This window comes from Mesorhizobium sp. B2-7-3 (assembly GCF_006440715.1).
Classification (GTDB): Bacteria; Pseudomonadota; Alphaproteobacteria; order Rhizobiales; family Rhizobiaceae; genus Mesorhizobium; species Mesorhizobium australicum.
Genome location: NZ_VFTY01000018.1, coordinates 52,134 through 70,308, shown reverse-complemented (window position 1 = coordinate 70,308; position 18,175 = coordinate 52,134). Strand labels below are relative to the sequence as shown.

The 18,175-nt window shown below is 63.2% G+C and carries 17 protein-coding genes; 8 read left to right on the top strand and 9 right to left on the bottom strand.

The genetic code is table 11. The features are described 5' to 3' along the window. Positions 1-182 precede the first annotated feature (182 nt). Together FJW04_RS28615 and FJW04_RS28610 are read right to left on the bottom strand one after the other, a co-directional pair. Positions 183-611 carry a SufE family protein gene (locus FJW04_RS28615; RefSeq protein ID WP_140718158.1) on the bottom strand — a complete coding sequence of 143 codons (429 nt, stop codon included), beginning with the start codon at positions 609-611 and terminating at the stop codon, positions 183-185. Positions 612-711: 100 nt separating this feature from the next. Further along, positions 712-1,059, bottom strand: a complete 348-nt coding sequence (locus tag FJW04_RS28610; protein WP_015318646.1) for a DUF5330 domain-containing protein — start codon at positions 1,057-1,059, stop codon at positions 712-714. 533 nt (positions 1,060-1,592) lie between these two features. Here FJW04_RS28610 and FJW04_RS28605 point away from each other — a divergent pair. The 3 genes from FJW04_RS28605 (at position 1,593) to FJW04_RS28595 (ending at position 4,520) form a co-directional block, all read left to right on the top strand. Next, positions 1,593-3,344, top strand: coding sequence for a HAMP domain-containing sensor histidine kinase (locus FJW04_RS28605; protein ID WP_140718156.1), 1,752 nt, complete (start codon positions 1,593-1,595; stop codon positions 3,342-3,344). Next, positions 3,319-4,101, top strand: a complete 783-nt coding sequence (locus FJW04_RS28600; protein ID WP_140718154.1) for a peptidoglycan-binding protein — start codon at positions 3,319-3,321, stop codon at positions 4,099-4,101. Before FJW04_RS28605 ends, FJW04_RS28600 begins: the two co-directional genes overlap by 26 nt. Positions 4,102-4,172: 71 nt before the next feature. Next, positions 4,173-4,520 carry a DUF1491 family protein gene (locus FJW04_RS28595; protein WP_140718152.1) on the top strand — a complete coding sequence of 116 codons (348 nt, stop codon included), beginning with the start codon at positions 4,173-4,175 and terminating at the stop codon, positions 4,518-4,520. On the opposite strand, the gene FJW04_RS28590 is transcribed toward FJW04_RS28595, so the two are convergent. From FJW04_RS28590 to FJW04_RS28560, 6 genes are all read right to left on the bottom strand, one after another. Beyond that, a complete protein-coding gene (locus FJW04_RS28590; protein WP_140718150.1) occupies positions 4,498-5,523 on the bottom strand; it encodes a hypothetical protein in 1,026 nt (341 codons plus the stop codon). The genes FJW04_RS28595 and FJW04_RS28590 overlap by 23 nt on opposite strands. A 472-nt stretch (positions 5,524-5,995) precedes the next feature. After that, on the bottom strand, positions 5,996-6,565 hold the full coding sequence (locus FJW04_RS28580; protein ID WP_140618565.1) for a DUF1254 domain-containing protein: 570 nt from the start codon (positions 6,563-6,565) through the stop codon (positions 5,996-5,998). After that, positions 6,558-7,142, bottom strand: coding sequence for a DUF1214 domain-containing protein (locus FJW04_RS28575; protein WP_015318639.1), 585 nt, complete (start codon positions 7,140-7,142; stop codon positions 6,558-6,560). The genes FJW04_RS28580 and FJW04_RS28575 overlap by 8 nt, the downstream gene beginning before the upstream one ends. 109 nt (positions 7,143-7,251) lie before the next feature. After that, positions 7,252-9,405 (bottom strand): penicillin-binding protein 1A, encoded by a 2,154-nt coding sequence (locus tag FJW04_RS28570; RefSeq protein ID WP_015318638.1) that lies wholly within the window; start codon positions 9,403-9,405, stop codon positions 7,252-7,254. A gap of 223 nt (positions 9,406-9,628) precedes the next feature. After that, a complete protein-coding gene (locus FJW04_RS28565) occupies positions 9,629-10,561 on the bottom strand; it encodes a dimethylarginine dimethylaminohydrolase family protein (protein ID WP_015318637.1) in 933 nt (310 codons plus the stop codon). Between the two features lie 41 nt (positions 10,562-10,602). Continuing rightward, positions 10,603-12,189, bottom strand: a complete 1,587-nt coding sequence (locus FJW04_RS28560; protein ID WP_181173078.1) for an amidohydrolase — start codon at positions 12,187-12,189, stop codon at positions 10,603-10,605. A 76-nt stretch (positions 12,190-12,265) separates the two neighbouring features. On the opposite strand from FJW04_RS28560, the gene FJW04_RS28555 reads away from it, so the two are divergent. The 5 genes from FJW04_RS28555 to FJW04_RS28535 all read left to right on the top strand — a co-directional run bounded on the left by FJW04_RS28555 (position 12,266) and on the right by FJW04_RS28535 (position 17,233). Next, positions 12,266-13,162 carry a LysR substrate-binding domain-containing protein gene (locus FJW04_RS28555; protein WP_140718146.1) on the top strand — a complete coding sequence of 299 codons (897 nt, stop codon included), beginning with the start codon at positions 12,266-12,268 and terminating at the stop codon, positions 13,160-13,162. Between the two features lie 122 nt (positions 13,163-13,284). Then, positions 13,285-14,379, top strand: a complete 1,095-nt coding sequence (locus tag FJW04_RS28550) for an ABC transporter ATP-binding protein (protein ID WP_140718144.1) — start codon at positions 13,285-13,287, stop codon at positions 14,377-14,379. A 70-nt stretch (positions 14,380-14,449) separates the two neighbouring features. Further along, positions 14,450-15,562 carry an ABC transporter substrate-binding protein gene (locus FJW04_RS28545; RefSeq protein ID WP_015318633.1) on the top strand — a complete coding sequence of 371 codons (1,113 nt, stop codon included), beginning with the start codon at positions 14,450-14,452 and terminating at the stop codon, positions 15,560-15,562. A gap of 22 nt (positions 15,563-15,584) precedes the next feature. Beyond that, positions 15,585-16,418 carry an ABC transporter permease gene (locus FJW04_RS28540; RefSeq protein ID WP_015318632.1) on the top strand — a complete coding sequence of 278 codons (834 nt, stop codon included), beginning with the start codon at positions 15,585-15,587 and terminating at the stop codon, positions 16,416-16,418. Further along, the gene (locus tag FJW04_RS28535) at positions 16,418-17,233 is read left to right on the top strand and encodes an ABC transporter permease (protein WP_140718141.1); all 816 of its coding nucleotides are present in this window, start codon (positions 16,418-16,420) and stop codon (positions 17,231-17,233) included. The genes FJW04_RS28540 and FJW04_RS28535 overlap by 1 nt, the downstream gene beginning before the upstream one ends. Here FJW04_RS28535 and FJW04_RS28530 read toward each other — a convergent pair. Beyond that, positions 17,230-18,018 carry a fumarylacetoacetate hydrolase family protein gene (locus FJW04_RS28530; protein ID WP_140618553.1) on the bottom strand — a complete coding sequence of 263 codons (789 nt, stop codon included), beginning with the start codon at positions 18,016-18,018 and terminating at the stop codon, positions 17,230-17,232. The two genes, FJW04_RS28535 and FJW04_RS28530, sit on opposite strands and share 4 nt — an antisense overlap. Positions 18,019-18,175 lie beyond the last annotated feature (157 nt).

Here is an 18,175-nt window from a genome sequence, read left to right as displayed (position 1 = left end):
GCGAGGCGTCACCCGCGGCCGAACCGGCAACCTCCAGACAATTCGTCCCGACACCGAAATAACCAGCCCATTCAAACTATAAAAACAAAACCCCGCCAAAATTGACGGGGTTTGTCAGCAGTCTGACGGCGCCTCGCGGCGCCGTTTTGATTTCAGGGGTGGGCGGAAGATCGACAGGTCGATCAGGCAGTCTGGGCGAGCGCTATCTCGGCATCGCGTTTGATGCGCTTGACCATCGAGCGAAGGCCGTTGGCACGCTGGGGCGACAGGTGCTCGTCGAGGCCGAGTGCCTTCAGCGTCGCTTCCGCATCGATTTTCTGGATTTCGCTGGCCGTCTTTCCGGAAAACAGCGCCAGCATGATCGCAACCAGTCCGCGCACGATATGGGCGTCCGAATCGCCGGTGAAAGTAATGACGGGGTCGGCGCCCGGACCCCGTTCGGTGGTCAGCCAAACCTGGCTGACGCAACCTGGCACCTTGTTGGCGGCGTTGCGCGCCGCATCGGGAAAGGGCGGCAGCGCTTCGCCGAGTTCGATGACGTAACGATAACGATCCTCCCATTCGTCAAGGAACGAGAAGTCGTCGCGGATCGTCTGGATCGTCGTCGTCATGACCCGGATATAGTCACGCGGCGGCGCCGCGTCACGGAAAAAACAAGGACACCGCGGGCGTCGAGAGGGCAGACTGCCCGCGGTGCGCCGTCGAGACGGCTTAATTGTTTATCGGCAGGTTGACCGTTTCAGGCAGGACGACTTCCGGTACGCTGCCCGTCATTGTCGAGGTATCGGGGCCGGCGGACTTGTCGTCCAGCATGGCCGCCGCGATCTTGGCGGTTTCCTTGGCGCGTGCGGTGATGGTGTGCATCGCCGACTTGCCCGTCTCGCAGACATCGGGCTTGCGTTCGCAGATACCGGCGATGTCGCCGACGGCGTCTCGCGCCGCGAACAGGGCCTGGATCGGCCCGACGCTTTCCTGGCCCGTTTCATCGGACCCGACACCCAGCGGCAGCGCCAGCAGCACCAGTGAAAACCAGAAAGCCATTCTTATCAGGAAGAACATGCCGTGCCTCTCGTCGTGACCGGATCATGCATCATATGGCATGACCTCTTTTATGGGCAGGATGTTGACACACAGGCACGAAGGACGGCTTGCACGATCGCCGAGAATTTTCCTCAAATTTTAGGCAAATTCGAAACGAAGCGTTTTGCTGTCGATTTGTTTCATATCGGGGCGATTCTTCTCACCATTCGATAACCATCTATCCCGTTGAATGAATTGTGTCTTCGAGGAAATAAAGCGGCTTCGACGACTTGGCCGGCGGTCCGACGACAAGACCCGGGGGATAACCCTCCGTTTACTATGGCTGCATTTGACCGGGTTTTCGGCCGCCGTCATCCCGATATTTGCCGCAGGGCGGGCCTTGGTCGGCCCTGCCTTATCCATTCCTTAAACGCTGGGTGCGAGTTTCAAAGCCAACCAACACAATCTGCAAAAGCAGAGCTGTTCACGACGAGTGCGAGTGCGTTGAATTGATGCCGATCGAGGCCAGATACGCTGAATTGCCTGGTGCAATAGCGGCCGGTTGTGAGCGCATGGTTCATCCCAGCGTTCTCGAACGGAGCGACCGCGAGCGCCAGCGCCGTTTCATCGGCGTGATGCTGGCCGCGCCGTTTTTTGCAGCGGGTGCCGCGGTCACGCTGGTTACATCGGGGATGGGCGCCGCGGTGACCATGGCCGCCATTTTCGCGGCCTTCGGCCTGTGCTGGTTCGTCGCCCTGCTGGTAGCCGCTACCGGCAAGATGGCTGCCGCGGGGCCGATCGCCCTGGCGATGGCGGCGCTTGCCCTTGCCGGTCTCATCGGTGCCGCCGGCGGATTGAGTTCACCTGTCGCCATGCTTGCCCTGGCGTTGCCATTCGAAGCCTGGTGGATCGGCGCGTCACGGCGTGCGGCATTGTGGGGGGGCGCGACAGCAGTCATCGCCATCGCCCTTCAGTCCTTGTCGGCCGCCTTCCTTCCATTCACGGATGCGCACATCGCCGCCTGGCATTGGCTGGTGCCATTGGCCTGGGCGCTGGCCCTCATCCCGCGCATATCGGCTTTTCGCGGCACCGCCGGCGCGGCCGATACGCTCGATGCGGGTGATCGACTGGAAGACATCATCGACGCGGTGGTCTTGCGGGTCGCCCGCCACGGCGAGGTCGTGGATGCATCCGCCAAGTCGCGTACGCTTCTGAAATTGCCGCCTGAACTGTTGTCCGGAACGGGCCTCTTCGATCGGGTGCACCTGTCGGACCGCGTCTCCTATCTCAGCGCCCTGGCCGACATGCGTGACGGCGCACGGTCGCGCCGCCTCGACTTGCGCATCAGGCTGCCCCAGAGTGGCAACGGCGCCCACAATGGAAATGGCTTTGTGGCCGACAATTACCAGCCATTCGCGCTCGAACTGGTGCGTGGCGAGAAACAAGGCGACGTCTTCACGCTTGTCCTGCGCCAAAATGACGAGACCGCGCGGCTGCGCGAAGAACTGGCGCAAGCCAATGAGACGGCCGCCGCCGCCGAAGTGGCTAAGGGCCGGTTCCTGGCAGTCGTGAGCCATGAACTGCGCACGCCGTTGAACGCCATCATCGGTTTCTCCGACATGCTGCTGCACGAGATGTTCGGCGCCTTCAAGGATCCGCGCCAGAAGGAATATGTCGGTCTGGTGCGGGATTCGGGCCAGCATCTGCTGGCAGTCGTGACATCCATACTCGACGTGTCGAGGATCGAATCGGGCGTCTACGCCACCGAGCCGGAGCCGTTCCGGTTCGTAGAAGCCGTAGACATGTGCCAGTCGATGATGCGGCTGCAGGCGCAGGCCAAGAATATCGACCTGCAGACGCAGATCGCCCCTGACGCCGGCGATATCAATGCCGATCGCCGCGCCGTACAGCAGATGCTCATCAACCTCGTTTCCAACGCGATCAAGTTCACCCCCGACGGCGGCGATGTCGTCGTCGGCGCCAAGCGGATCGGCTCACGTCTGCATTTCTGGGTGAGGGACACCGGCATCGGCATTGCCGAGGAGGATTTCGCCAATCTCGGCAAACCCTTCACGCAGATCCAGAACGACTATACCCGCCGTTTTGAGGGCACGGGTCTTGGCCTTTCCCTGGTGAAGGGGCTGGTGGCCTTGCATGAAGGGACCATGTCGATCGAAAGCATGCCGGGCGAGGGCACCACGGTCACCATCAGCCTGCCGGTCGGCGGGCCGAAGGGGCGCCCCGCCAACCCGACCGGAGTGCTGACAATGCCGGTGACGAGGGCGAAAGGGGACGGAAATGGCTCGCTCCGCAAAACAGGCTAAGGCGGTCAAACGCCGCGGCAATGCCTTTCAAGACGGCGCCATCGCCGTCGGCGGCATGATTTCGCGCAATCCCGTCCTGGTGGGAGGATCGACCGCATTCCTGGTGACGCTGTTCTATGTCTCGGCGAATGCGCTATGGTATCAGCCTTTCCCGCACGCCGGGGCGTTTTTCGCCACACGCAATTTCCAGGGCTTTCCGCACGCCGCCGCCGACGAGCCCGAGACGACAATCAACATCGTGCGGTCCAATGCCGCGCCCGCCCCGATCAAGGGTGACCCGGTGGTCGAGCAGGTGCAAGGCATATTGAAGGACCTTGATTTCTATTCCGGCACCGTCGACGGCATTTCCGGCCCCAACACGCGCAAGGCCATACAGGCCTATCAACAGAAGGTCGGGCTGAACGCCTCGGGCGAGATCGACGCACTGCTCCTGGATCAACTGGGTGCAACGCCGAAGACGGCTGCCGTGCCGAAACCGCAACCTCGTCCTGACATGCCGCCGGCCGCCGTTCCCGTGTCCTTGCAGACCAACGAGGCTCCGGCGAACGCCGCTTTGCAGGGGCCTGACCCCCGCATCGTCAAGATCCAGGCCGGGCTGAAGGCCTTCGGCAATGACGACATGCAACTGGATGGCGTCGTCGGTGCACGCACCAAGGCGGCGATCAAGGAATTCCAGTCGCTGTTCGGCTTGCCGCAGACCGGCGAGCCCGACGAGATCGTCTACGTCAAGATGCGCGAGATCGGCCTCACCAACTGACGGCCGAAAACGACGGCTCGCCCTCCACGGGAAATTTCGGTAGAGAGCCCGCATGTCGTCGGGAGTCTTCCATGCGCGTAACCGCTGATCTGTGGGTCTCGGCCCTGTTGCGCCGGGTTTTCAGCGCCGGCGGATTTGCCGCCGTGGTCAATCGCGGCGCGACGGAGGCCGGGGCCGTGTTCATCCTGGCGCGGGGCAGGCTGGGTGAAACGGCTCTCTACGGGCCGGCACCGCAGACAAGCTACGATTCGGCCAAGCCCGAAGACCGTTTTTTCAGCCTTCTCGCCGCCGGCAACGATGCCGCCGTGCTGGATGCGAGACTGGAGCGCGAGAAAAAATTCGATCCCGACATCTGGGTGGTCGAGATCGAGGCCGGTAGCGTTCCCGTCGAGGAACTTATTTCCGTGAAGACGCCCTGAGGCCGGGGGCGTCGGCTTCGTCGCTGTTGGAGGCCCTGCGGCTGTCGCCGTTTGCCGGTGGCTTGCCGCGAACCGTCTTGGACAGGGTTTCGGCCTTCCACTCCCGCACCATATCCAGGGCCGCGTCGCGATGCAGCAGGCGGTAGCGGTCGAGATAGGCGCGGATGGCCTGGGGATGCGGGAACAGGCCGGGATAGACTGCGACAGTGATCAGGAATGCCCGGTCCTCGCTGAAGTCGAGCGAACGGAGCGCCGCAAGCAGCGGCGCATAGTTCTGGTGGGCGGTCAGCGATTGCGCAATCGAAAAATCAATGTCGAGAGCGTCCGCCAGCGCGGTGTGGAAGAACGCGGCGTTTCCCGTCAGTGCCGTCTCGCGCAGTTTGACAAAGGTGTCCGCGCCGGGGAACGCGTCGATCTTCGCCGCCAAGGCTTGGTCGCCGGTGCGCATCATGGAGCGCAGCTTGCGCCGCGCGCTCTCGGCGGCAACGCCGGGTGTCTGCTGAGTTTCCGCGCTGTCCGCCGTCGCTTGCGCCTTCACGACAAGGCTCTGCGCCGGCGCTGCTTCCGGATCCCGCGTCCGCACCAGGGTCGGCCTTTCGAGCGCCCTGATCAGATCGGCGATGGTCGGGTTCAGATCCTTGCGCCGCGCTATGGCGCGCGCATGCGGCAGCCCATGCCGGCCAATCAGCGCGATCAGGTCGATGTCGCTGACGGCGCGCGAGCGGATGAGCAGTGGAGCGGCAATGTCGACCGGTTCCTCGCAGAGGCGCCGCACCAGGGCCGCGGGTGCGTATTCGCATTCGGAAAGGGCGGCTGCCACGTAGCGCCGCGATTCGACGGATACATCATCGAACAGAGGCAGCGTCAGGTCTTCGAGTTGGCCGATCTCCCGGCGCGACGGTCGCGTCAGCGAGCAGAACGCGGAAACGGCGGCTCGGAACAGCCTTTCGGCTTTTCCCGATTGCGTCCTTATCGCGATTTGCCTGAAATCCGAAGATGACACGAAGGATACGCCTGACACCAGATACACACTCGACCTCGCGGCACCGGGACTATGTCGGTTTCGCGATTGCCTCGGTCAGAACTCACTGACCCGGGAACAAAGATCAATTTAGCCGCGATCCGTTAGCGCTCCGTTAACCCTCTGCCGGCCTTAATGATTTTTGGAGGCGTTGCGTTGTGCTCCGGGGAAACCGAGAGGAATGCGCGAATCATGGGCATGGTACTGTCTTTCGTGCCGCGTGCGGCACCGGCCAATCGAGCCAAGCAAACCACCGAAATACCGGCGGCGGTGATCATATTTCCCGGCATCCGTTATGAACGGTCCAGCACCGGCGAAGCCCGGCCTGCAGGGCCAGACAAGCCGGGATCGCCACGGACGCCAGTCCCCCATCACTGAGCAGTCCCTCACCACTGAGCTTTGCTGAAGCCATGGTGGTCCGTCAGGCTCTCTGCTCCAGATCCGCGATCGAGGCTTAGAAATCCTGCAACTCGCAGGAACTCTGATCGAGAAAGCGCGACACGATCGGCTTCCAGCTCTCGTCGGGTACGAAGCTGCGGATGACGAAGATGCCTTCATCGATAGGCGCCTCGACGAAGATCGCTCCCTGAAGATCCTCGGGCAGGTCCTTGCGCACGTCGATCATCTGCGCCGGCGTCAGCACGACGGCATCCAGCTTGCCGCCCGCCGCCGTGTGGTCGTTGAAGGAATAGATGTTGTGACCGCTGCGGTCATAGACCGACACCGACCAGAACGGGACGTCCCCCGGCGCCTTGATCCGGACCATTCCTTCCTCGAGGTCGAAGCGGCAGGCCGTTGCGTAGAACAGCGGGTCAACCGATTTCACCACCGGTGCGCCGCCCGCTTCGGCATCGAGCCGGTTCATCTTGTAGAGATCCGAAGCCATGGAGAGACGCGACCAGGCGTCGCGTTCCGAAAATTCCGGCACCAGAAGCAGGACGACAATGTGGACGATGCCGGCGCCGACGAGGCCGAGCAGGATGGCATGGAGAAGCCTGCGCAATGCGGCACGCAAACTACGCATCGCAGCCCGCCTTGACGATCCTGGGCAGCGAAACGTCTGACAGGCCGGTGCTGCTGGCGATCGGCGTGTCGTAGAGGGTCAGGACGAAATACATCCGTCCAGAACCGTCGGTCAGCAGCCAGTTGCCCGGCATCGGGTGATGGCCCACGGATATAATCACGGAATTGTCCGGTTGGCGTAGCACCTCGTAGGACTGAAGAGCCGCAAGCCGCGATTTGCCGGTCTCGACGACGCCGAGCGACTGATCGGCGGCATAAAGCGTCCAGAACCGCGCTGTCGGAAATCCGCCCTCGATCCTGTAGGTGCATTCCCGCTTGAGCTGGTCGCCGGCGGCATCCTTTTCCGCCACGAAGGACAGGCCCTCGGCGCGACCAAGCGCCAGCACGCCCTCGCGCGCCACGCGGGCCTTGGAATAGGGGTCCGCGGCCGGTGTGCCGATGTCGGGGAAGGCAGTCCACTGGCCGATCCTGATTGCGCCGACACCGTCCTGGATCTTCAGCGCATACCAGACGCTGGCACCGCCTCCGCCAATGGCTATGGCAAGCGAAATCAGCATCAGGAAGGCGTTCTTGAGCATGAAGGGCCAGGTGCGCGCAGAATTGCCGTTCGGGGATATCGCGGCGCGGGGCCTTGTGGCAAGCAGGCGTGATGGATTTGCCAGTCGGTCTTGTCTCAGCGGGCGGATATCACAGTGCCGACAACGTTTCGGGTGAAGCGGGGGCGTCGAGTTTGGGGGCCGCCTGGAACATCTGGCTCATGTCCCGCAACGTCTGTGTGGTTCGACTGGACAGCACCGGCGGCCGCTCGGCGGCGGCATCGGCCGCGGCCTGCTCCTCGCTCTTCTTCTGTGCCTCGGCGGCCTTTGCTGCGACCTCCTCGTCGACGAAGGGCTTGTCTATCCCCGGGATCGGCTTCAAGTCGATGTTCTGGTGCGCGTAGACCATCAACCGCTGCCACACCATCGCCGGCAGCGAGCCGCCGGTCATGTTCTTGGTCGGGGTGAAATCGTCATTGCCTAGCCACACGGCCGCCGTGTAGTTGCCGGTAAAGCCGACGAACCAGGCATCGCGGTAGGATTGCGTGGTGCCGGTCTTGCCGGCGACGACAATGTTGGGAATTTGCGCCCGCCGCGCCGTGCCCATCACCGGCACGGCCGCCAGCATGGTGTTCATGGATTTCAGCGCCTGCTCGGACAGGACGCGATGCGGCGGCGGCGCGTCCTTGGTCCAGTCATACACCACGTCGCCGGTGCGGGTTACGAGCTGGGTGATGCCGTGCCGGGAACCGACGAAGCCATTCTGGGCGAACACGCTGTAGCCCGTCGCCTGGTCCATCACGGTCATGCCCGAGGTGCCGAGCACCATCGTCTTGTGCCCTTCGAGCGGCGATTCCACCCCAAACGATTCCGCCAATGCCTTGATCGGCGCGATGCCGAGATGGTCCTTGGCCAGCCGCACCGGCACGGTGTTGATCGACTTGGCCATCGCCATGATCAGCGTGATGTTGCCCGCCGACTCGCCGCTGTAATTGTGCGGCGACCAGTTGCCCCAGCTGATCGGCCCGCCAGAAATGATCGAGTTCGGCGTGAAGCCGTGTTCCATCGCCGTGGCGTAGACATAGGGCTTGAACGACGAGCCGGTCTGGCGCAGTGCCTTGGTGGCGCGGTTGAACTGGCTGGCGCCGTAATCGCGGCCGCCGACGATCGCCCGCACCGCGCCATTGGTCTCGATGACCACCACGGCCCCTTCGGTGACGTTGTACTCCTTGCCGAACTGGCGCAGGTGGAACTCGACGGACTCCTCCGCCGCCTTCTGGATGTTGGCGTCGAAGGTGGTGTGGGCAACCAGCGAGTGCTGGCCTGGCTTGGCGATCTTCTTGACCTCGTCGAAGGCCCAGTCAAGGTAGTAGTCGGGGCTCTTCTGTTCGCCGCGGTCGACGACGTCGGCCGGGTGCAGTCTGGCCTGCAGCACCTGGCCTTCGGTCATGAAGCCGGAATCGACGAGGTTGGACAGCACCACGTTGGCGCGCGCGCGCGCCGCCGGCAGGTTGATATGCGGCGCGTATTTGGTCGGGGCCTTGAACAGACCGGCCAGCATCGCCGCCTCGGCAAGGTTCAGGTCCTTGACGCTCTTGCCGAAATAGAAGTCCGCCGCCGCCTCGATGCCGAACGTGCCACCGCCCATATAGGCGCGGTCGAGATAGAGCTGCAGGATTTCCTTCTTCGACAGATTGGCCTCCAGCCACAGCGACAGGAACGCCTCCTTGATCTTGCGCTCGAACGTGCGCTCATTGGTCAGGAACAGGTTCTTGGCCAGCTGCTGGGTGATGCTCGAGCCACCCTGGACGACCGAATTCGCCCGCACGTTCTCGAAGATCGCGCGCGACAGGCCGAGCACATCGATACCGTAATGGTCGAAAAACCGGCGGTCCTCGGTGGCGAGCACCGCCTTGATGACATGGTCCGGCATCTCGTCGACCGGCACGGAATCGCGCTGTATGATGCCGCGCTGGCCGATCTCGTTGCCATAGCGGTCCAGGAAGGTGACGGCGAAGTCGCCCTGGGCGCGCCAGTCGCCGGTGGTATCCTGGAAAGCGGGTATCGCCAGCGCCAGCATCACCACCATGCCGCCGGCGCCGAGTGTAAAACCTTCGCTCAAAAGTTCGATGAAGCCGCGCCGCCAGCCCTTCAGGCGGAAGCGCCGCGAGAAGATCGTCGCGGCCTCCCAGAACTGGCGCGCCTTGAACCCGATCTCATAGAGCGAGGAATCAAGCCACGCGTCCAGCGCCAGCAACCAGGCGGCGATCGGACCTCTTCTCTTGCGTGGTTCAGGGCTGACCATTCAAAAAACCCGGCTCGGTTCTGGCGCGACCTGAAAACCGCAAGCGGGCAATTTCAGGGCGGCGCCCTGTGCGACTATTCATCCATTTACGGACACTCACAAGGGCGGCGAGGACACAGGGGCACGGTTTGTTGATGGAAGAGCCAGGTACCCGGCGGCCGGTTCCTCGCCCGCCAGGTGCTCGATCCGGCGAGCGGGAGCTGTTTTGCCGTTTTCCCGACTATCAGGCCGCCTCGCGTTTCAGCGCCTGTGCCATGCAATGGATACCGCCGCCGGTCTTGGAGATTTCGCTCATGTCGACGGCCGCGACCTCGAAGCCGCGCGCCTTGAGTTTTTCGATCAGCGTCTTGCTGGAGGTCGGCGCGATCACCCGGTCCTTGCCCAGCGACATGAAGTTGCAGCCGAGCGCCATCGTGTCCTGGAAGGGAACGTCGATGATCTCGTGCCCCTTGCCCTTCAGCCAGTCGACGATGCCAGGCTCGGTGCAGGCGAGGCAGACGGCGGTGAGCTTTTCGGCGATCGGCACCACCATCAGGTCGATATGGACGTAATATTCGTCGATGAAGGCAATGCGTGTCTCCCAGCCTTCCTTCTCGAACCAGGCCTGCACCTGCCGGGCGCCTTCCTCCTGCGTGCGGGCGCCGCCGCAGCCGATCAGCACCACGCCGTCCTCGATGACATTGAAGTCGCCGCCCTCGAAAGTGCCGGCTGTCACCATGTCGTAGATCGGGATGCCGAGCTTTTCATAGGTGCGGATGGCGGCGTAGTTCTCGCCGCGCCGCCACCAGTTGGCCATGGCGGTGATAATGGCGCCATAAGGCGTCATGACGCTGGAATCGCGGGAATAGACCTGCATCGGCAGTTCCGGCGTCGGCTCGTGCCAGTGAATGTTGACGCCGAAATGCTCGTAGGCCGCGACAAGATCCTTGTGCTGTGCCTGCGCGATCTGAACGTTGCAGGGGGCTTCACGCAGGTGCTTGCGCGACAGCGAGCTGGTCGACAGGTGGCGCAGGAAATTCGGCGATCCGAGCAGCACGTCGGTCAACACGTCGGTTTCGTTGGCGAAGCCCCAGACGGTCAGTGGCTTGGTACCGCCGGCCGGGTTGCGGCGTTGAAGCGAAAACGGCTCGGCGATGATGCGGTCATGGACGGTCATGCGGGTTCTCCTCGTGGGCTCTTTTTAAAGGGTTGGTCAGGTCATGCTTTGCTTGGAATCCACCAGTCGCGGCCGCGCGCGGTGGTGACATATTCCGGCCAGCGAAAGTTGATCGGCGGGTCGTAGTCGCAGAGCGGCGCGATCCAGTTGGAGCCGCCGACGCCACCGCCGGTACGGGTGATGAACTCGTCCATTGCCGCATCGCGGGCGGTCTCGTCCTCGAGCAGGCGCAGCGCCGTCAGCGCGACCGTCTTGGCGGCGCAGATGACCATCGGGTCGATCGTCGCGGGAATGCCGCCCAGCGCATTCATCACCCAGGAGGGATAGGCGCTGCCATTCGCCGAGCGGAGCGCTGGGCGGGCGACATAGAAGCGGGCGGTCGGCGCGTGCCAGCTCATGTCGGTGTAGTCGTCGGAGGTCGAGTTCACCTGGGACGGCGGCAGGTCGCGGCGCAGGATCGCCTCAGCCTCTTGTGGCGAAATCAGCCGCTCAAGCTCATCGATAAAGGGGTTTTCGGTAGCAGTGCCGCCGGCATTGACCTGGATTTCCCGCGCGATTGTTCTGGCCAGTTGGTCCCAGCGTGGCGGCCCGACAGTCGACAGGGCTTCATGGGCAATCCCAGCCATGGCGTGGTTCGCGAGCCCAGGCCGTGACTTCGATACCCAGTGCCGCTCGTAGCGGCAGCCGCTGATCGCAGCCGCGGCCGCGGCATTGCGGTCGAGCACCGCCGTTACCTGCTCGGCCATGCCGATGGTGGGCACGCGGATCATGTACTGGATCTCGGCCAGTCCCGCCGGCAGATTGTCGGCCGTGGCCTGGCCGGCCGTCAGGATTGCCTCGCTGATCGACCAGCCGCCCTGGTGTGGCAGCATGGAATCGCGCAACGCCTTGGAAGCCATGTACATGGTCATCAGTGCATCGTTGGCGCCCGGTGCCCTGACCGCCGAATGCGCCTGCGGGATCGGTGCGCCGTCGCTTGCGCGAACCCAATTTTCGGGTTCGTCGCAGACGAAGCGATAGATCATCGCGTAGGCCGCGCCGCAATGCGTGTCCCAGCGCGCGGTATTGCAGAGCGGCAGCATGTAGAAGGGATGGAAGGAGATCATGCCGGCAAGGCCGTCATAGTAGCCTTTTGCCGCATGGATCGGCTTCGAACCGCGCACTTTCTCAGCCGGCTCGCCGGTAAAGCGCAGCGTGCCTTGAATGTCGTGGCGCTGCATGGCGGCTTTGGTGGCGAGCAGGCCGCCGAGACTTGCTATGCCGAGCCCCGAATGCGGGTCGGTATGGCCGCCGGCCTCGGCGCCAAGGCCAGGTCGCGGCTGCCTCACCGTCACGGCGTCCTGGCAATTGCCGGGCACGGCATCATATTCGGCATACATGCCCATTGTCGGTCCGGCACCGTTCGTCCAATGGGCGCAAAAGGCGGTCGGCATGCCGCCCGAGCCTTCCTCGACCGAAAATCCCTCGCGTTTGAGCCGATCGACATACCAGGCGGCCGACTGGTACTCGCGCCAGGCGGTCTCGCCGAAATCGAAAATGGTGCGTGTCCATGCCGACAGCAGGGGCTGGATGCCGTCCAGGCAGGCAAGCGCGGTCTCTTGCGCCGATGTCGTCACCGGTTTCTCCATGCTCTAGAAGAAAGCAGTGAAGCGGCTCGCCAAAAAGTGATATGTTTTCCTGGTTCATGCAAATTCGGTTCACCTCTTGAGAATCCCATCGACACAGGCGCTACGCGCGCTCGACAGTTTTGCCAGACATGGCAGCGTCTGGCGCGCCGCCGACGAACTGCACCTGACCCGCAGCGCGGTGAGCCACCAATTGCGGCTGCTCGAGCGCGATCTCGGCTTCGATCTGCTGGAGCGTATCGGTAAGGGTGTGGCGCTCACCCCGCGTGGGCAGCGTTATGCCAGCGACGTTCGCAAGGCGCTGACCGTGCTCGGTGACGCGGTGACGCGCGATGCCGGCACTGGCGTCGGCGGCTCGTTCGCCGTCTCCTGTACGCCGGGTTTCGCCTCGCTGTTCCTGTGCACCCATATCGGCGAGTTCCGGCAGATGTACCCTGATGTCGCGCTGCGCATCCTGACGCCCCGGCGGCTCGACGATGTCAGCAATGCCGACGCAGACGCCTTCATCGCATTTGGCGTGGGCAACTGGCCGAACCGCATGGCCGATCTGTTGTGCGAAATCTCGTTCACGCCGCTCTGCAGCCCGACGCTGCTCAACAAGGTCGGAGGCCTTTCCAGGCCGGCGGACGTACTGCGCGCCAATCTGCTTCATCTCGACGACACCGAGGATTGGGCACGCTGGCTGGCGCTGTCCAAGGTCGAAAACCCGGACACCGAAGGCGGCATCTTCTTTTCCGACATGAACCTCGTCTTCTCGGCGGCGATTGCCGGGCAGGGGATCGCCATGGGTGACGAACTGACCAGCCGCCGTGCGCTGAGCGAAGGCCGTCTGGTCAAGCCTTTCGACATCGCGATCAAATCGCCGCGCTCCTATTTTCTGGTCTCCGAACACGCAAAGGCCTCGCACCCGGTCCTGGAAGCGTTCGCGGGATGGCTGAGGTCGACTCTCTCCGAGAATCGCATTCAGCCTTATTGAGGGGCAGCGTGGCGTCAGCCCGCCATAGATGAATGAAATTTGCCGATCAGGCGAAAACTATTCGGTTGCGGTGAGCTTCCGCCCTGCCTACGATTTGGCTCAACGGTAAGGATAGAGGCAGGATGCAGCAACCCGGCCGGGCCGCAGAGATCAAGGCAATCGGGATCGGCAAGAGCTTCGGCTCGTTCCGTGCGCTGGACAATCTGACGCTCGACATAGGCCGCGGCGAATTCCTGACGCTGCTTGGGCCCTCCGGCTCCGGCAAGACCACCTTCCTGATGATCCTGGCCGGCTTCGTGCAGCCGAGCGAGGGCAGGCTTTTCAGCGACGGCGCCGATATCACCGACCGCCCGGCCGAGCAGCGTGCCGCCGGCATGGTGTTCCAGGGCTATGCGCTCTTTCCGCATATGAGCGTCGAGGCCAACATCGCCTTCCCGCTCAAGGTCCGCAAGAAATCGGCCGCCGAGATCAAGAAGCGTGTCGGCGATATGATCGAGCGCGTCGGTCTGGTCGGCCACGAGAAGAAATTGCCCTCGCAGCTTTCCGGTGGCCAGCAGCAGCGCGTCGCGCTGGCCCGGGCGCTGGTGTTCGAGCCGGGCGTGCTCCTGCTCGACGAGCCGTTTTCGGCGCTGGACAAGAGCCTGCGCGGCCAGATGCAGGCAGAGATGAAGCGCCTGCACCAGGAGACCGGCACCACCTTCGTCTTCGTTACCCACGACCAGAGCGAGGCGCTGGCGCTGTCTTCGCGCGTCGCCATCTTCAATCATGGCAAACTGCTGCAGGTCGGCGCGCCGGACGAGGTCTACGACCGGCCGGACAATCGCTTCGTCGCCGAGTTCCTCGGTGAGATCAACATGCTGCCGCTGAAGGGGGTTAGGCCTGTCGACAACGGCTCGACCGGCCTCTGTGAGGACCGCGCGGTAAGTATCCACTGCAAGGCTGAGAAGGTGCGTGGCGACGCCATCCTGGCGATCCGGCCCGAACACATGTCGATAGCGCGCGAGGCCGCCGCCGGAGAGAACGGCATTGCCGCGACGGCAATCGCCTCGACCTATCTGGGGGCGGCGACCAAACTCGACCTCACCACGCGTCAAGGTGCCAAAGTCACCGTCTCGGTGCCCAACGAGGTCGCGGCGGCGGCGCTCAGCAAAGGCAATTCCGTGTGGCTGACATGGCCGGCGGAAAAGGGTTTCCTCCTTCCGGACGGAGGACAATGAGCGCCGGCGCGGCCTGATCAGCCGCACCGGCTTCCGGAATCAAAATCAACGAAAACAAAGGGGAACTGACATGAACGACACCAAGAAACAGGCCATCGAAACGCTGTCCGAAAGGACGAGACGCGGCGAGATCTCGCGTCGGCAGTTCGCGCAACTCGCTGCCCTCGTGCTCGCCGGCACGCCGATGCTGCTGCGCTCGACCGGTGCCTTTGCCGCAGCGAAGGAACTTGTGCTGGTCAACTGGGGCGGCGATGCCATCACGGCCTACGACGCGGCCTATGGCCAGGCCTTCACCAAGGATACCGGCATTACGGTCAAGATGGACGGGTCGGGCCCGACCGAAGGCGCGATCGCCGCGCAGTCCAAGAGCGGCGCCCCGACTTGGGACCTGGTCGACGTCGACCCGTTCTCGGCCATTACGCTCGGCGCCCAAGGCATGCTCGAGCCGATCGACTACAACATCGTCGACAAGAAGAAGATGCGGCCGGGCTTCGGCTGGGACTATGCCGCCTCGACCTATTTCTTCTCCTATGTCATCGCCTACGATTCCGAGAAATACGGCAAGGATGCACCGACCGGCATGGCCGACTTCTTCGATGTGAAGAAATTTCCGGGCAAGCGTTCGCTCTACAAATGGGGCGTGTCGAGCTGGGAAGCGGCCCTTTTGGCCGACGGCATCGCGCCGGCTTCGCTCTACCCGCTCGACCTAAAACGTGCGCATGACAAGATATCAGCCTTCAAGGAAAACGTCGTCGCCTATTGGGGCGGCGGCGCCGAGAGCCAGAGCGTGCTGCTCAATGGCGAAGCCTCCATGGCGATCGTCTGGTCGACGCGCGCCTCGCTGATCGAGCAGGATTCCGGCGGCAAGATCAAGTTCATCTGGGACCAGGGCCTGATCTCGCCCGGCGCACTGGCCGTGCTCAAGAACAACCCCGGCGGCAAGGATGCGGCGATGAAGTTCATCGCCAGCGCCCAGGATCCGGAAAAGCAGCTCGTCATGTTCGACAAGCTCGGCCAGGGTCCGGCCAATCCGGCGGCCGACGCGCTGATCCCCGCCGACAAGAAGCGCATCAACCCCGTCGATCCCGAGAACATGAAGAAGCAGATCCCGCTCGACATGGACTGGTACGCCAAGAACTATGGGCCGGCGCTCGACGAATACACCAAGATCATCTCCGCCTGACCGGCGGCGATGCTGATCTAACATGAGAGGCGTTCTCTCCGACAGGATGGGCGCGGCGCTGTTGATGGCGCCGCTGCTCCTTTTTCTCGGCCTTGCCTATGCCTGGCCATTTCTCGGCGTGGTGAAATGGAGTTTCACCTTGCCGACGCCCGGGCTTGGCCAGTACGAGGCGTTGCTCACCGACGATCTGGTCCAGTCGGTGTTCATCCGCACGCTGCGCATCGCCGCGATCGTCACTATAGTGTCGGTCGCCGCCGCCTATGCTATTACGGTCGTCTGGGTTCGCGGCAGCCCGGCGCAGCGCCTCATCGCCGAATTCTGCATCCTGGTGCCGTTCTGGATCTCGGTGCTGACACGCGCCTTCGGCTGGGTGGCACTGCTGTCCAATCGCGGCCTGATCAACACCTGGCTGCAGTCGATCGGTTTTATCTCCGAACCGCTGACTTTGGTACGCAACGAATTCGGCGTCATTGTCGGCATGACGCATTTCCTCATTCCTTTCGCCGTCTTTCCGCTGGCTTCGGCCATGCGCAGCCTTGACGAGCGTGTTCTGCTCGCCGCGCGCGGCCTCGGCTCCAGCCGCATGCGCACCTTCTGGACGGTGTTCGTGCCGATGACGCGCTCCGGCATTATCGGCTCCGCGATGATCGTGTTCGTCTTCTCGCTCGGTTTCTTCGTCACGCCGGCGATTCTCGGTGGCGGGCGCAGCGTCATGATCGCCGAACTGATCTATCTCAGGATATTCCAGAGCCCGGACTGGGGGCTGGGGGCTGCGATCAGCGTCGTGCTGGTACTGTTCGTCGGCGCGCTGATGGCGCTCTTGTTCCGTTATGTCAGACCGAAGCAGCTGATCTGATGCCGACTTATCGCCCCGGTCCTGTCTCCCTGGTTATTGCCGCCCTGGTGGCGTTGTTCCTGCTGTTGCCGCTGTTGGCCGTCATCCCCGTGTCGCTGACGCCGAGCCGCATGCTGGCGATGCCGACGGGCGAATTGTCGTTGCGCCACTACCGATCGTTGATCGAGGATCCGCGCTGGCTCCAGTCGATCCTGCTTTCGATCCGCATCGGCATCGTCAGCAGCGCCATTTCAACTGTGCTGGCGCTCTGCTTCAGCCTCGGCGTCTGGATGTTCCAGCCGCGCTTCACCGCGACCCTCGTCGGCTTCGTGCTGTTGCCGATGGTGGTGCCGCCGGTGGTTTCGGCGGTCACGCTCTACTTCCTGCTCACCTCGATCTCGGGCGTCAGCTCCTTCTTCGGCTACGATACCTGGCTCGGCGTTGCCATGGCGCATTCGGTGATGACGGTGCCGTTCGCGACGGTGCTGATCCTGGTCTCGCTCAGCCAGCTAGACCGACGCATCGACCTTGCCGCGCGGGGGCTTGGCGCAAGTGTCTGGGAGCGCGCCACGCGCGTCATCATGCCCAACATCAAATTCGGCATCGTCACCGCGGCGCTGCTGTCCTTCGTGCTGTCCTGGGAAGAGATCGGCGTCACTTTGTTCATCACCTCGGTCAACGCCATCACGCTGCCGCGCCTGATGTGGATGGGACTACGCGACAACATCGACCCGGCGATCGCCGCACTGTCGGTGATTTTGATCATCATCACCGTGCTGGTTCTGGCGGTGAGGAGCGTCGTGGTCAGGCTGAACCGGGGGAGCAAGCCGGTTTAGACGAACCGCACAGAGACTTTGCCGAACCTGCCCAAATCGCCAATGACTTCGTCACCGGCGGCGACGCTGATCGGTGTCACGCAAGTTCCGGTGATCACCACCTGTCCCGGTTGGAGCGCTATGCCAAGCCGCGACAGCTCATTGACGATCCACGTGAGCGCGATACGTGGGTCGCCGAGGACAGCCGCGCCCGTTCCGTCGTGCCGCGACTTACCCGAAACGAGACCGGTCACCGGGTACTCCGCGAGGTTCACGTCGCACCAATCGTCTTCGGCAGGCTGGCCGATGACAAACAGATTGGCGCAGGCATTGTCCGCGATCAGCTGCGGCGCGCCGACAGCGCAGAAATCATCATATCGTGAGTCCGGTATTTCGATCGCCGGATGCAGGGTCGCCACGGCGTCCATCACTTCAGCGATTTCATAAGGTGCCGCGCGAGGTGGGATCCGGCGGCCGAAACGGAATGCGAATTCGACCTCGGCGACCCGCATCTTGTTCGTCGCCAGCGAGACGATCCCGCCGACCTCGACCGCTTTTTCGGCGAGCAGACGCCCGGCCATCGGGCCGTCGACGTTGATATGCCTTTGACCGGCCAGGCTGGTTGCCGCGATCTTCCAGCCCAAAAGCGGGGCCGCCGAATGCTCCATGACATGCGACTGGATGGCGTAACCTTCGGTGCGCGTTTTCGGCCGCAGTTCCTCGGGTATGGCGTCGAGATGGGTGCCATTGTCCCAATGGCCTACCAGCAGACGTGACGCGGCCCTGGCCTTTTCTGGATCGAGCATGATCAGCTCCGGAAATCGGGAACATGCCCCTCTGTCCGGCCAAGCCGGCAAGGAACATTCCGTCGTATGGACCAGCCTATATGGGGCAAGATCGCGTGACCAGACAATCGGAGGCAAGCTCATGGTCAATTTGCCAGGCCCTATCGCGCCGGCTGAC